The 13646-nt window shown below is 45.5% G+C and carries 15 protein-coding genes and 1 pseudogene; 7 read left to right on the top strand and 9 right to left on the bottom strand.

Annotated features, from left to right (window positions below; translation table 11 throughout):
• Positions 1 to 275: 275 nt before the first annotated feature.
• The 4 genes and pseudogenes from ABWT76_RS22125 to ABWT76_RS22110 form a co-directional block, all read right to left on the bottom strand.
• Positions 276 to 1035, bottom strand: a pseudogene (locus ABWT76_RS22125) (IS5 family transposase).
• Positions 992 to 1171: a hypothetical protein gene (locus ABWT76_RS22120; protein ID WP_354634971.1), complete on the bottom strand. Its 180-nt coding sequence runs from the start codon at positions 1169 to 1171 to the stop codon at positions 992 to 994. Before ABWT76_RS22120 ends, ABWT76_RS22125 begins: the two are co-directional and overlap by 44 nt.
• A 423-nt stretch (positions 1172 to 1594) precedes the next feature.
• The gene (locus ABWT76_RS22115) at positions 1595 to 1819 is read right to left on the bottom strand and encodes a hypothetical protein (protein WP_354634970.1); all 225 of its coding nucleotides are present in this window, start codon (positions 1817 to 1819) and stop codon (positions 1595 to 1597) included.
• Positions 1820 to 1838: 19 nt separating this feature from the next.
• Complete coding sequence (locus ABWT76_RS22110) at positions 1839 to 2213, bottom strand: hypothetical protein (protein WP_054470099.1); 375 nt, start codon at positions 2211 to 2213, stop codon at positions 1839 to 1841.
• Positions 2214 to 2437: 224 nt separating this feature from the next.
• Here ABWT76_RS22110 and ABWT76_RS22105 point away from each other — a divergent pair, with 224 nt between their 5' ends.
• From ABWT76_RS22105 to ABWT76_RS22075, 7 genes are all read left to right on the top strand, one after another.
• Positions 2438 to 2779, top strand: coding sequence for a hypothetical protein (locus ABWT76_RS22105; RefSeq protein ID WP_054470100.1), 342 nt, complete (start codon positions 2438 to 2440; stop codon positions 2777 to 2779).
• A gap of 2 nt (positions 2780 to 2781) precedes the next feature.
• Entirely contained in the window at positions 2782 to 3111 is a 330-nt protein-coding gene (locus ABWT76_RS22100; RefSeq protein ID WP_054470101.1) for a hypothetical protein, read from the top strand.
• 91 nt (positions 3112 to 3202) lie between these two features.
• Positions 3203 to 3361, top strand: coding sequence for a hypothetical protein (locus ABWT76_RS22095; RefSeq protein WP_156332115.1), 159 nt, complete (start codon positions 3203 to 3205; stop codon positions 3359 to 3361).
• A gap of 194 nt (positions 3362 to 3555) precedes the next feature.
• On the top strand, positions 3556 to 4275 hold the full coding sequence (pgl, locus tag ABWT76_RS22090) for a 6-phosphogluconolactonase (protein WP_054470102.1): 720 nt from the start codon (positions 3556 to 3558) through the stop codon (positions 4273 to 4275).
• A gap of 120 nt (positions 4276 to 4395) precedes the next feature.
• A complete protein-coding gene (locus tag ABWT76_RS22085; RefSeq protein WP_054470103.1) occupies positions 4396 to 5160 on the top strand; it encodes an FHA domain-containing protein in 765 nt (254 codons plus the stop codon).
• Positions 5161 to 5588: 428 nt separating this feature from the next.
• On the top strand, positions 5589 to 6008 hold the full coding sequence (locus ABWT76_RS22080; RefSeq protein WP_054470104.1) for an FHA domain-containing protein: 420 nt from the start codon (positions 5589 to 5591) through the stop codon (positions 6006 to 6008).
• Positions 6009 to 6498: 490 nt separating this feature from the next.
• Positions 6499 to 6597 carry a ribosomal protein L7/L12 gene (locus ABWT76_RS22075; protein WP_072160951.1) on the top strand — a complete coding sequence of 33 codons (99 nt, stop codon included), beginning with the start codon at positions 6499 to 6501 and terminating at the stop codon, positions 6595 to 6597.
• Positions 6598 to 6891: 294 nt separating this feature from the next.
• Here the strand turns inward: ABWT76_RS22075 and ABWT76_RS22070 are convergent, their stop codons facing one another.
• From ABWT76_RS22070 to ABWT76_RS22050, 5 genes are all read right to left on the bottom strand, one after another.
• On the bottom strand, positions 6892 to 7623 hold the full coding sequence (locus ABWT76_RS22070) for a CorA family divalent cation transporter (protein WP_199317511.1): 732 nt from the start codon (positions 7621 to 7623) through the stop codon (positions 6892 to 6894).
• 82 nt (positions 7624 to 7705) lie between these two features.
• Entirely contained in the window at positions 7706 to 9985 is a 2280-nt protein-coding gene (locus tag ABWT76_RS22065; protein WP_054470105.1) for a caspase family protein, read from the bottom strand.
• A 429-nt stretch (positions 9986 to 10414) separates the two neighbouring features.
• A complete protein-coding gene (sat, locus tag ABWT76_RS22060; RefSeq protein ID WP_054470106.1) occupies positions 10415 to 11584 on the bottom strand; it encodes a sulfate adenylyltransferase in 1170 nt (389 codons plus the stop codon).
• A gap of 56 nt (positions 11585 to 11640) precedes the next feature.
• Positions 11641 to 12744, bottom strand: a complete 1104-nt coding sequence (mnmA, locus tag ABWT76_RS22055; RefSeq protein WP_054470107.1) for a tRNA 2-thiouridine(34) synthase MnmA — start codon at positions 12742 to 12744, stop codon at positions 11641 to 11643.
• Between the two features lie 290 nt (positions 12745 to 13034).
• Positions 13035 to 13622, bottom strand: a complete 588-nt coding sequence (locus ABWT76_RS22050; protein WP_354634969.1) for a hypothetical protein — start codon at positions 13620 to 13622, stop codon at positions 13035 to 13037.
• Between the last annotated feature and the right edge of the window lie 24 nt (positions 13623 to 13646).

Raw genomic sequence — 13646 nt, 5'->3', positions numbered from 1 at the left:
TAAATCTACAAAAATCTACAAAGCGCGGACGGTGGACATTGATTTCACGGAGAGTGGGGCGATCGCTGGCTAAATCCGCTCAAAAGTCTCCCGGCTTAGGGGATTCTTCGATTCCGCCCAGCCGATTGACTCTGTTTCTGGATCTGTTTCTGTTCAGAAATATTCTCAGATTCGGTTTGTACCCGATGGGTCAATCCCGGTCCCGGCGCAGATTCATGGGTGACATCAGCAACTCTCTGTATATTTATTTAACTTATTTAACCTAGGGCGTGTCATCAATTAAGCCAAATGACAGAAGCGATGAGATAAATTGCTCCTAAAAAATTACGAGCAGTCTTATCATAACGAGTTGCAATCGCTCTATATTGCTTCAGACGGGCAAAAAAGTTCTCAATTAAATGACGGGCTTTATAAAGCTCTTTGTCATATGGGTAAGAGACTGTGCGATTCCCTTTTGAGGGAATCACCGCCTCACATTTTTTGGCGGAAGATATCGCTTTCGAACTCGCTCATCTGCATCATATGCTTTGTCTGCTAAAACTGCCTCCGCTTCTATCTCTGGTAACAAGACATCCGCTCCCTCTAAGTCATGGGCTTGCCCCGCAGTTAAATGAAATCCGGTCGGATTCCCCAGTGCATCACAAGTGGCATGAATCTTAGTGCTCAACCCCCCTTTGCTACGTCCAATGGCTTGGTCTTCTCCCCCTTTTTTTCCGCCCCGGCACTGTGTTGATGGGCTCGCACAATCGTACTATCAATCATGGCATATTCATCATCCGCATCTTCTGCCAGTAACTCGAAGATATTCTCCCACACCCCAGAACGACACCAACGACTAAATCGAGTGTGAATCACCCTAAAATCACCAAATCTGTCGGGTAAATCACGCCAAGGAATACCGGCACGATAGCGATAGAGAACTGCTTCAACAAAGAGACGATTATCTTTGGCCGTAACTCCGACATGTCCTTTTCTGCCCGGAAGCAGAGGCTCAATTTTTTCCCATTGGTCGTCTCTGAGAGCGTAACGGCGCATAATTCACCTGATGATCTAAAAAGTTTTCTGCTTCTACCTCTGCATTTCTCCTGCTTTTTGTCAAGTCTTCCAATTGATGACACGCCCTAGAGAAAGATGTTTCTGGAACAATTAGGCGATCGTTTAATGACATCATCGCCCATCCCAGAACTCCGCAATCCTCAATGCGGGGATATAATTGGTAAATTATAAAACGCCACTTGAAACAGCAGTGGCGCTTTATATATTATCTTAATCAGACAATTCCTTCAGCAACTCCGAGTAAATCATCGCAGCCACCTTTCGCATAGTTGCACCACGGGCAGCATAAAGTGCTTTCCCGCTAAGTTTTTGCAAGGAAGCATCAGGCAGTAGCTTGTAGGCACGGTTCAGCCAATATTAGAGAATTGGGCGAATGGTGTTTCACTAAACTTTTTGTTGAATTTGCCGTTCTCTGTAAGAGCCATTTCAAAATTGTTATTGACGTACAGCCACATTATCGATCGCGCCATTCCTGACCCTTTTGCCTTGGACTTTGAATTGACAGTCGCGCCTGATTTTCGGACAACTTCTCCCAGCCCTAAAGCTTGTCGGAAGCGCCGCTGCGATTTTTTTTAGTCAGATGCTTCGGGTCTTTTTTCTCTTGTCCTATCGTATAGTCAATAATTGGTTTCCCATCTTTAAGGTATTTAGAAAAAGGGAAAATGCGAATCAAAATCCACGCCCGCGACCGATGACCAAACATAAATTTAGAAAATACACGATGGTAGGGGACAAAAAGTGGATCGGCAAGTAGCTTTAGCAATCGCTCCTCCAGCCGCGCTTCACTGCATCAAGCAGATGATGTAGGCAAGCTCGCGGGTTTCGTCAGAAATTCCGGTCGCACTGCCAAATTCCAGCGCTTCGTTGTACTCTCTTGTCCAGTTGGTGACATCGCCTTTGCGAACTTTCCATTTGCCCGTCGGTATCCAGTTGACCACCCATGCCCGAAAAGCCTGCGGCTTATCCGGGTCTAGTTCCCCATCTTTTCGGACGATTCTTCCATTGAAAAAGCACAAGTCGTCAATCAACTTGCTGTGGATTGTGTCGAGGACGGTTTCGAGTCTATTGGTTGTTATTTTGATGCAGTCGCCGAATACGCGTAGACCCTTATGCTTTTTTGTCTGTGTAATTTGAGGTGATTTTATGCCAATTAACATTAGATTGTTAAATGATTTACTTGTTTTTATAAAATTTCACTGTTAATTGGTTTTTTTACGCATAAAAAACGAGGTTTAAATAAAAATTAAGCTATTTTTTTAAACAAAAAAATCTTATGTTTTTTTAAAAAAATAGGATAAAATACGGCAAAATATTTCTTTATAATTGAATTTTATCCGTGGAAATTATCCATTAGTTATCCAGAAACAAACAAGGAGTAAAAATGTTACAATTTATTGGCAATCAACCAGTCAGCAACAACACCAAAACTTACAGCAATAGCGCTCATGCCACCATTGCTGTGTCTGTGACGGCTGTCGATGCGATCGCCGCACGTAGTGACAGAAAGCGATTAATCATTATCAATCGTTCTGTTAATACTTTGTATGTGGCAACAGGTACGGTGGCCAGCAAACCAGCTACTGCCGCAAATGCTGAAATTGAAATTCCCGGCCAGTACGCTTATGAATTTTCTGCTGTGCCTACAACTGCAATCAATTTCCTTTGGGCAAGCAAATCGACACCTGATTCACGCGCCGAAGCTTTGATTACTGAAAACTGGTAATTATGATTCCTTTACGACCAATCATTGAGACTTCTGAGACCCACGCCCCAAACCACGCAATCGAGGGCACTGACCCGCTTACCCCAGAGGCGATCGGTGCAGCCGCCGCATCGCATACTCAGACCGGCGCTCAAATTTCTGGGAATATTTCCGGGAGTGCCGCCAATATTACCGGGATAGCTGCGATCGCCAATGGTGGCACCGGGCCTAGTACCGTATCAGCGGCAAGAACTAATCTACAGGTCGCAATGATGTTTCATTCACTTTCAATACAGGGTGGGTTAATCATAATCCATCCTGGGCTTTACAAATCAATAAGTTTTCGAGTTTAATTGTTATAATAGGAGTGGTACAGCGTATAGCCGGAACCAATAATGTTATATTTTAGTATTGCCCTCAACTTGTCGTCCCAGCGTTAATATAATGTCAATATGTTGGGCGTATTGGAATGACGCTTATTATCCCTGTCGAGTAGATTTTTTCCCTAATGGCAATGTATACTTGATGTATGCCACCGGAACAATTCCCTCATTAATTACCTGGGTTCAAATTAACGCTACTTTTGTCACCGCTAATCCTTAAACCAAATGGATCCTATTTTTGTTGGTTAGGGATTCCTGTCGCATTAAGGTTCCTTGCAATTCATCCACACCCGTAGGCTCTGTAGGGGTGAGAAAGCGAATCACCCCTACATACCACCAAATTTGACTAAATTTGACTAAAACCGGAGATGACTTCCAGAATAGAACTGATTTCAACTATCCAAACAGATTTAGATGAATAAGAACATCGAAGTTTTAACCGATCAACTCGCACTGATCGAGCGATCGCTCAACTTGGTCGTGAGTAAAATCAACGGGGCGATTTCTGAAAGAGATCGTTGTACCATCGCCTTATCCGGTGGCAGCACTCCCAAAGCCTTATACCAAGCATTAGCCCAGGAAAATCTACCCTGGGAAAAAATTCATGTTTTTTGGGGGGATGAGCGTTATGTCAGTGCCGATCATCCAGACAGCAATCAACGCATGACCCGCGAAGCATGGCTCAATCAGGTGAATATTCCCCAAGAAAATATTCATCCGATGCCCACCAGTGCGGGAGATCCAGCGCTTGACGCCCAAAAGTACGATCGCGAACTGCAAGAGTTTTTTGGGGTCTCTGCCGGAGAAATCCCGGTTTTTGACATTATTTTGTTGGGAATGGGAGATGATGGCCATACAGCCTCTCTGTTTCCCCACACCGAAGCCCTAGAAGTGTGCGATCGCCTCGTCACCGTGGGCAACAAAGATGGTCAGCCCCGAATTACTTTCACCGTGCCGCTAATTAACCAAGCCATTGGTGTCATATTTATCGTGGCTGGTGCCAGCAAAAAAGATGCTTTAACTCAAGTCCTTGCCCCAAACCCTGACGGCAAAACTTATCCATCCGCGCTAATTCATCCGAAAAACGGTGAACTGTGGTGGTTGCTCGATCGGGCTTCTTTCCCCGCAACCTAAAATCTCGCTCGCCAAGTGTTAAGTCTTCAGTATCTTGATGGAAATAGCAAATGAGCTATTGATTATAGAACTGGTGAAGAAAGAGAATTTAGCTAGAATCTTTTAGATTTAAGGAAAACTATGATTGTCTGTCCAAATTGTAACCACCAAAACCCAGAGGGCGCTGCAGCCTGTGAAGCTTGCTACAGTCCCTTACCTGCCACCACCAGTTGTCCACAGTGCGGGGCAACGGTGCAAACTGATGCCACATTCTGTGGTCAATGTGGCTATAATCTTCAGCCCAGCACTGCCCAGTCAGAAAGCGAGGAACCAGCCGGCGCCTGCGAATCATTGTCAGGGGGAATTCCCGCCACCGCAGTCTCGGCGCCCGAAGGGAATTCTCCACTAGAGTCTGAAGGGGCAAAAAGTTCCTGGAATTCACCGGATCCTATCTCTGGCATGAGTAGCGGTTTAGAGTCACCAGCCAGCATTCCCAGTCCCGCCAAACCTGTAGCTGCACCCCCGCCGTCCCCCGCCCCCGCTCCGCCGACGCCTAGTTCAGCTACTCAACTGCAAGTGCAAACCGCTCGATTGGTTCATGTTCAAACCAATACCACCCTGGAGTTGCTCCAACATCTTGATGTGATTCATATCGGCAAACCCAATGATATGATACCGCCAGACATTGATGTGTCGGGTTTTGCCAATTCTGAGATTGTCTCGCGAATTCATGCGGATATTCGGGTGGAAGCCGATGCTTTTTATATCGAAGATGTGGGCAGTTCTAATGGCACTTACATCAATAATTTACCGTTGCCCAAAGGAAATCGTCATCGCCTCCGACCAGGCGATCGCATTGCCTTGGGGAAAGGAGATTTAATGACCTTTTTATTCCAGCTTTCCTAGGGTTAATCAAAAAAGGGGATCGGGATTTTTTGAGGCAACCGGACTTTTTTCGGCAAGTTCAGATGAGTTTCTCTCCTTCCCTAGTTTGTGAAATCATCGTTAAAGCTTCCATCGTTAAAGCTTCCTAGGTTGGGTTTCTTTCTCAACCCAACCTACATATCACCCTTGTTTCTTAGGTTGGGTTTTCTTCTCAACCCAACCTAAATATCACTGGCTAAATATCACTGGCTAAATATCACTGGCTAAATATCACTGGCTAAATATCACTGGCTAAATATCACTGGCTAAATATCACTGGCTAAATATCACTGGCTACATATCACTGGCTAAATATCACTGGCTACATATCACTAGGAATCAGTGCAGGCAACCAGTTCGGTTAACGCGGTCAAAACTATGCATAGCTATCGCCAGGGCGCGATCCTACCGTGATTACAATAACTTTACTTCATCCAACTCAATCGACCCCAATTCAGACTTGGAGATTTCCAACAGAATCTGTGATTAGAATTGGGAGATCCTCTACGAATCATGTTGTTCTATACAGTGCAGTGGTTTCTCGAAAACACATTGAGTTGCGAAAAATTGGTGAGCAATGGGAATTAATTAATTTAGGGAGTAATGGCACATACGTTGATGGCACAATGGTGACACAAATACAATTGTCAAATCAAGCAATGATTCGTTTAGCTGTTTCTGGGCCAACCCTGAAAATTTATCTGCATTCTACGGTGCTGCCAACCGAATCAAAATACCCAAATTTTGGGGCATCGGTGAACTGCGAAACTGCCGAGATTGAAACCACAGAAGAAGATATCACCGAATCGGTTTCCCGGCTTCCAGATTAAGCAGCATCATCAGTATATTTTTAGCTTTGAATCATGCTAATCCTGATTTATTTTATGTATAGTTTGTGTCTGGTTCGTAATCGGTTTGTGAACCGTTAAATGCCCCAAAATTTACCATATTGCAAACCATAAGGATGGTGATAGTTTTGGCAATATAATATTATTTAATTATTTTATATTAGCCTTGGTTTCTTATCTGGTGATTTTGTCTTTCAAAAAGGGCAGAATTCCTTACAGCGGTCTGAGGGACAGCGATATTGCTCCGCAACGCCCCAAGCGATCTCGCCTGCTTGAACGAATTGAGCGGCTTTTGCAAGAAATTTAAGCCCATCAGACCTCTGGACAATCTCCACTCAAAGAACCCGATAGATTAGCTCTGATTGAACAAAAACTGGATAGACTTTTACAAGAGTTTGACATTAAATATAGCAGCAAAGATAGCACCAGTGACTCTACCTATCCCATTCGTCTGCAAACTGAATTTGATGTGATGTTAAATACTGTTCCCGTAGCTAAAAAAATTGCCATTCTCAAAGAAGTGAGAATCCTCACAGGTTTGGGACTCCGAGAGGCTTGCATATTTAATTGAATCAAGACTTCCTGTGGTGGTGAAGGCCAAGCAAGCTATCCGCAGCCGAAGCAGAAAGAGCAAAAAGTTACAAGAAGCCGGGGCAGATGTTTTTTTAATATAATCTGTGAACTGTGAACTGTGAACTGTGAACTGTGAACTGTTAGCAGTTCACAGTTCACCGTTAAATCAAAATCTCCAATAACCAATAATTAGTTAGATTAGCTAGTTAGATTAGCCGAACGAAATGCTAATGGCTTCATCCGGGGTTTTATATCGCATTTAAAGCGCTGGTTTCCGTAGTACAGAAAAAAACTAATTCTTTTTGCCTTTAATACTCCATTGCAGCACAAAAACACCGAGAACGATGCCGATCAATACAACTAACCAAAAAGTTTCTATAGAATTACTCTCCAGACCACTGATAAGATTCATCCCAAACACTGAAGTAATTGCGGTCAAAGGAAAGAAAATCCCCGCTAAAATATTCAATCTTTCACCAGCTTTCACGGCTGCCAAACTTAATTTAGTTTGTTCTTCCGCTCGTTTAGCAATCCGAAAATCTAGAGCATTTTTGGTATTTTCATAAAGTAAATCTAAGCTGCGTTCAATTTCATAAGCATAATCGCGCAAATCAATTAGATCGCGATCGCCGGGGATGCCTTCTCTGGCTGCTTGCAAGGTGGCGTGCAGGTTTTTTGTAGCCAAACGCAAGGGAGACATAGCCTCAAGAATGCGAAAATAATCTTCCGCTTCTTGGGCTTGGTGATAATCTTCGATAAATTTTTCTGCCGCTGCATTATATTCTTTTAAATGCCTGATTAAAGGTTCAATGCCATTGCCGATCGCCGTCTGTTTCCAAGTTCCATCCGGTTGTCGCCAAAACAAGGCAACCTCACGTTTCCGTTCATTCGGTTCCGGGGGTTTATGTAATACCAGTAACAGATGATTGTGTGCAATCATCGCCCGTTGTTGACCCAGGCTTTTTTGGCCAAAGCGATTTTTAATGACCGGGGGCAGATCCCAAGAACTTGGTAGATTTATCATGAAAAATATCCCAATAAAATATCCCGATTTTTTTTTTGACAGGTGGGGATTGCCCACCCTACAAATGAAATTCAGATTAATTCTATATCACTCGATAGATAAAACTCAGGGTTGCCCAATGGTTGACATTTAATGCCCAAAACTCATCAGAAATTCCGGCCCAATTAGAAAAACCGATTGGAGGGTTGGAAGCGCTGGCATGATGTAAGTCTTCTAACACCGCTTGGGCGATTTTAAAAGGATTTTGCAGGGTGATTATTCCCTGACCATCGCCGCGAGAACCCATTACGGGTTTTAAGGCATTAAAGGTTTGCAAAAAAGGGCTACTGCTACAAATTAAATGAGTTTTTGCCAGTCCCACGGTGCCATTAATTGACCAAGCGGAACCGACGGCATCATCAGGGAGGGTGAGGGTGGTTCCGGGCTGAATCAGGTTTTGTTCAATTTCCGGCTGACTTTTGGCGGATTGATTTTGGGACGGAAAAGGATAGAAGGCGATCGCGCTACCACTGTTATGAATGCCAAACAAGAAAGAATAGATGGGGCGATCACTATAGTTAAAAATCCGATAGCGAATCCGACTGCCCACAGCCAAAGATAAAATACTACTATCTCCAGAAACCGCCGACCCCTCAGAAGGGGAAGGCCAAGGCGCCCGTCTGGTCGAGGCTTGCATCAGTAATTTTTCTTCTGGTGTCACTTTTTCCAAGGTGACACGGACGCCCAAACGGGACGATCCTTGATTCGCGCTTAAACCAATTAACTTCGCCGCCCGTAACATTTCTAAGTAGGGAGTTAATCGTTGTGCCGCCAATTTCACCGCTTCTCCTCCTGCCCCTACCGTATTCACCAGCAGAGTTTGACCCACAGAAAATAACCCATAACTCCCCTGGGGCAAAATCAGAGAAGCTGAACCGGGGGACAAAAGGGCTGACTGGGCTAATGCGTCTTGTCGGACGCGACCAAACAAGCAATCCGCCGGTTGTTCTCCTTTTAGCACCGTGGAAATATTGGGCATGGAGGCAAAAGCACTGGTAGCATCTACCCGTTCGATCCGCTGTAACTCCGTATCTAAAGCCACGGTCAAGTTGAGATGACGGGGCAAAACCCGCACCGCTTCTTGCAACAATTGCCCTGCCTCTAAAGCCGTTGTCGATTGGTCTAAAAGTTGGGCTTTAGCGGTTAAGCCATCTCGGACACGAATTTGTAATGTAGTAGGGCTTGACTCTGGAGAATTCGTCGGCGGCACCAAAGAAAAAATAGAATTGGCCGAGTAGGTTTCTAAAATATTTGCCGGTAATCCCCCCAGCCATAGGTGTGCCGTCTTGCTCCCTTCTTCCACAGACTTAATCACCCCATCTGCTGATGGCAAGACGGGAATCAGTCCATTATTCTCCCCAGGGGTAATCGGTAAGATGCGGGAATCGCTTTTGAGTAAAACGCCCGGTTTGACCATTTGCGGTTGCTGAAGAAATCCCCCTAACTCCTGGACGGTACAGGAGACTTTTTGTAAGCTGGATTGCAGACTGGTGGCGGGAGTGGCTAACCACAATTGCTGAGTTAAGGCTAATGTAAATAATCCAGCGCTAAATCCTTGCAATTTCGCTTCCGTGGCGACTTGGTTCGGACTGGTGGCACTGAGGATTAAAGCCGGGATATTTTGCGGATTACTGGTTGGAGAGGTTTGATTTTTCAGTTTTTCTTGAAAGGCTAGGGCTTCTGAGGTGAGTTGACTGGTGCGGGGGCTGGGGCGAGAACGAATCATCAGGTTGCCTTGGAAATTGCTGCCCGGATAGGTGTAGCTGGTATCCAGGACTGCGATCGCTCGCTTAGTTGGTAGCATAGCCAACAGTTGCCACAAGGTTTCTTCGAGTAAATCATTCACCCCTAATTTAGAAGCATTAGAAGCGTCGGACAATCCGCCATCCACCGGGACTAAACTATTTTTGGATAAGGGATTTTCCTCGGTACTTTCCCACTTCAAACAGCGACCATAACCACTAAAGTGAAATACTACTAAATCGGCGGCACTCGCTTGATTAATCAGATGTTCCATAAAGGCTGATTCAATATTTGCGCGAGTGGCTTGTTCGTTTTTCAGGGTAAGAATATCTGACGATTGAAAGCCAAAGCGATATTTAAGTAATTCTTCTTGTAAGGCAACATCAGTCACAGCGCCGGATAGGGAGATATCACCGGGATATTGATTAATCCCCACGAGTAATGCTAACTTCCTTGCGGTCGGTTGGGCTAAGGCTTGATAGTAGCGATCGCCTGCTTGCCAAAGTACCGTTTCACTCATCCCGAATGCGGCCAGCAAACCACTGATTTGTTGAATAAACTCTCGTCGATTTAGTCCCATTCCCTTTTCCTAGCCTCTAACCTCATATAGCTAGTCTAAATCATTAGGTGGTGCGTTGGTTGGGGTGTAGGGTGTAGGGCCGCCATCGGCCGCCATCGGCCGCCATCGGGAAGAGAGGGTGTAGGGTGTAGGGTGTGGGGGAAGAGAGGGTTTAGGGTGTAGGGAAGAGTGAAGAGTGAATAGTGAATAGTGAATAGTGAATAGTGAATAGTGAATAGTGAATAGTGAATAGTGAATAGTGAATAGTGATATTTTTTTTGTAGGGGCGAATGGCCATTCGCCCCTACGACTTTTCACTTTTCAATGCATCACTTTTCACTTTCCCCCCACACCGATGGCGGCCGATGGCGGCCCTACACCCTACACCCCAACCAACCAACAACCAACAACCATCAACTATCAACCATCAACTATCAACCAAAAATTGATCTACTTGTGCATAGAACGGGCTAATTCTGCCGCCACTTCTGGACGAGAAAATTCTGGCGGGGGTAACTTACCATCGCGCAACATTTCCCGCACCTTTGTTCCTGACAAGTGAATCCGTTGCTCTGGAGTGCTCGGACTGGTTTTAGTCGTCGCCATGCCCTGAGTCACGGTGCAGTAGAAAGCGTGCTCAAACTTCATCGGTAAAATGCCTAATTCACCGGGTTCAAACTCATCAAAAATATATTGAGCATCATAGGTGCCATAGTAATCACCCACACCCGCATGATCGCGACCCACAATAAAGTGAGTGCAACCATAGTTTTTCCGCAGCAAGGCATGGAAAATCGCCTCTCTCGGTCCCGCATAACGCATGGCTGCCGGATTAATTGCCAGCATTACCTTATCTTTGGGATAATATTTCTCTAGCAAAATTTCATAACAGCGCATCCGCACATCTGCGGGAATATCATCTTCTTTAGTAGCGCCGACCAGGGGATGCAAAAATAACGCATCCACACTTTCCAAGGCACATTTAGTAATGTATTCATGGGCCCGGTGGATGGGGTTACGGGTTTGGAAAGCCACAATGCTTTTCCAGCCGTTTTCCCGGAAGATTTTCCGAGACTCAGCGGGATCGACTTGATAGTTGGGAAACAAGGGATGGGGATCTCGTTGCAGTAACCAGACGGGACCAGCGAGGTTAATTGGCCCTTGTTCATAAACCACCTTGACCCCAGGATGGTTAATATCTTCTGTGCGATAGACGTTACTCGCTTCCAGGGCTTTGTTGTAACGATATTTTTGGGTCAGTTCCAGCACCCCGACAAATCGACCGTTGGGATCGTCTAAGCGTACCCAAGACCCTTCTTTAACCCGGTCTGCCTCTTCTTCGGTGACAGGTAAAGTGATGGGAATTGCCCAGGGTAATTCATTGGCCATCCGCATATCGGTGACTACTGGTTCATAGTCTTTCTGTTCCATAAAGCCATTTAGAGGGCTAAAGCCACCAATGGCAATCAGAATCAAGTCCGATAAGGATCTTTCTGTGAGTTGAATGCGGGGCAAAGAATCAGCTTGGTCAAGAAATTCCTGCTTTTGACCAGGGCTGGCAATGCGATTAATTAGGTGTCCGCCGTGGGGGGCAATGGCGTCTTGTGGATGATGACTCAAGGGTTATCCTCTGAATTATGTGAACAGTAACGATTAATTTTGCTGACTTTTCTATCCTACTTTGCCAACGTATCTCCAGACAAAAAATCTTTGCCCGCGTTCGCCTTTGCCGGTTCAATAATGCCGCCACCGAGTAAAATTTCGCCATTGTACCAGACTGCGGCTTGTCCGGGTGTCACCCCAAACTGTCGTTCATCAAATACTAATTTGACGCGATCGCCTCCTTCTAAAGGAATCACTGTCACCGGCACTGGTGGCGTCCGATAGCGAATTTGTACCTCAGCGCGGATCGGGCTGCTGGGTGGTTCCATAGAAACCCAATTGATTTGTTTAACGGTGCATTCTTCTTGAGTTGCCACGGTGCGATCGCCCACAATCACTTGATTTTTTATCGGATCTAAGGCCACCACATAAAGCGGTTCTGGCGCTGCCAACCCAATTCCCCGTCTTTGTCCAATGGTGTATCGATGAATCCCCTCGTGTTCGCCCAAAACATTACCTTGGGTATCCACAATCTGTCCTTTTTGGCGCTCAATATATTGTTCCAAAAAGTTCTGCATCGAACCATGAGCTTCAATCAAACAAAGGTCTTGACTTTCTGGTTTGTCCGCCGTACTCAACCCAAATTCAGCGGCAATTTTGCGCGTTTCTGTCTTGGGAATATTTCCTAGGGGAAATAAACAATGAGCTAACAAATCTTGGGTCAGATCGTATAAGAAATAGGATTGATCTTTATTGTGATCGACTGCCCGCAACAACTGATAACGGCCAGTTTCCCCGTTATATTCGATCCGCGCATAATGACCTGTGGCAATGCGATCGATGCCCAATTCTTCCTGGGCATATTTCAACATTGGGCCAAATTTCACCGCTTTATTACATTGAGAACAAGGCAATGGTGTCACACCACTACTGTAGCCGGACACCAAATAATTGATAATATTCTTCTCAAACAGTTCGCGGCTATCCACAACATGATATGGGATGCCTAATTGTTCGCAAAGTGCAGCGGCATCAACCATTCCCTCAGAGCAGCATTGACCTTTGCCCTTCATCAGCCAAAGGGTCAGACCGACAACTTCATATCCTTGATGATGGAGGGTGGCCGCCGCAGTTGAACTGTCAACGCCACCGGATAAGCCAACGACAATCCTTGTCATATCATAAAAAAAAATCCTCTCAATTACTTTAACAAATCGTGACGGTTGTTGGTTGGTGGTTGTTTGTTGTTTGTTGGTTGTTGGGTAGGGATTCTTTGGGTAGGGATTCTTTGGGTAGGGATTCTTTGGGTAGGGATTCTTTGGTTGTTTGCCGAATAGAGATACTATCACCCCGGCCAAAGCCCCAAAAAAACCACGGAAAATCAACGGTTTTAGCCTTGTAACTCATCGGTTACAAGGCTTTTAATTTTATTAGGTGGCGGGATAGGTGGCGGGATAGGTGGCGGTGATTATGCCCGCGCAAAATCCCCGGCAAAGTGACCGGCAGCCCCGGCCTCGGTGCCGGAAAAATCTCCAGCAAAATCCCCGGCCTCGGTGCCGGAAAATTCCTGAGACTTCATATCCCGGTCAAACCAGAAATCAAAAATCTGATCCACGTCTATGCCGTCAAACTTGGGCACGGCACAATAGTGGCGGATAGCATCGGCCCCCGTTCCCACCCGGCACGCATATTTTTTCTGGTAGCCAATGAGATCCAAAATGACATTGATGCGATCGCCCGTCTTAACCGGGAGCCCCCAGCCAAATGTCTCTACAAACTCATCTGGGTTTAACCTGGCAACGGTATCGGTGAGGAACGGATCGTTATAGGCGAAATTTTCACCCGTCAAAAACCGGGATAAGCCCTTGTCAAAAAGCACCGATAAGTATGCTTGTCTGAGACTGACTGCATACTTGCTGATTTCATGGTCAAGGCACTGAGTTTTAGAGGTAAAAGTCTGGACTTGTTTAGCATCGTGAGACACGGCAAAAGCTTTACCAATGGTCAGGTAATACAGCAGTTGTAACGGTCGGAAACAACCGTGATCATCAGCCATGATTAAAGCCTTAGAACAATAGCC

Origin of the sequence: Planktothricoides raciborskii GIHE-MW2 (assembly GCF_040564635.1) — a bacterium.
Lineage (GTDB): Bacteria > Cyanobacteriota > Cyanobacteriia > Cyanobacteriales > Laspinemataceae > Planktothricoides > Planktothricoides raciborskii.
This window is presented reverse-complemented; position numbering and strand designations above follow the sequence as displayed.

Excerpts from the sequence above, each read along its gene's own strand:
- ABWT76_RS22120 (WP_354634971.1), bottom strand. The coding sequence starts at position 1,171 with ATGATGTCATTAAACGATCGCCTAATTGTTCCAGAAACATCTTTCTCT.
- ABWT76_RS22110 (WP_054470099.1), bottom strand. The coding sequence starts at position 2,213 with ATGTTAATTGGCATAAAATCACCTCAAATTACACAGACAAAAAAGCAT.
- ABWT76_RS22105 (WP_054470100.1), top strand. The coding sequence starts at position 2,438 with ATGTTACAATTTATTGGCAATCAACCAGTCAGCAACAACACCAAAACT.
- ABWT76_RS22100 (WP_054470101.1), top strand. The coding sequence starts at position 2,782 with ATGATTCCTTTACGACCAATCATTGAGACTTCTGAGACCCACGCCCCA.
- ABWT76_RS22095 (WP_156332115.1), top strand. The coding sequence starts at position 3,203 with ATGTCAATATGTTGGGCGTATTGGAATGACGCTTATTATCCCTGTCGA.
- pgl (WP_054470102.1), top strand. The coding sequence starts at position 3,556 with ATGAATAAGAACATCGAAGTTTTAACCGATCAACTCGCACTGATCGAG.
- ABWT76_RS22085 (WP_054470103.1), top strand. The coding sequence starts at position 4,396 with ATGATTGTCTGTCCAAATTGTAACCACCAAAACCCAGAGGGCGCTGCA.
- ABWT76_RS22075 (WP_072160951.1), top strand. The coding sequence starts at position 6,499 with ATGTTAAATACTGTTCCCGTAGCTAAAAAAATTGCCATTCTCAAAGAA.
- ABWT76_RS22070 (WP_199317511.1), bottom strand. The coding sequence starts at position 7,623 with ATGATAAATCTACCAAGTTCTTGGGATCTGCCCCCGGTCATTAAAAAT.
- ABWT76_RS22065 (WP_054470105.1), bottom strand. The coding sequence starts at position 9,985 with ATGGGACTAAATCGACGAGAGTTTATTCAACAAATCAGTGGTTTGCTG.
- mnmA (WP_054470107.1), bottom strand. The coding sequence starts at position 12,744 with ATGACAAGGATTGTCGTTGGCTTATCCGGTGGCGTTGACAGTTCAACT.
- ABWT76_RS22050 (WP_354634969.1), bottom strand. The coding sequence starts at position 13,622 with ATGGCTGATGATCACGGTTGTTTCCGACCGTTACAACTGCTGTATTAC.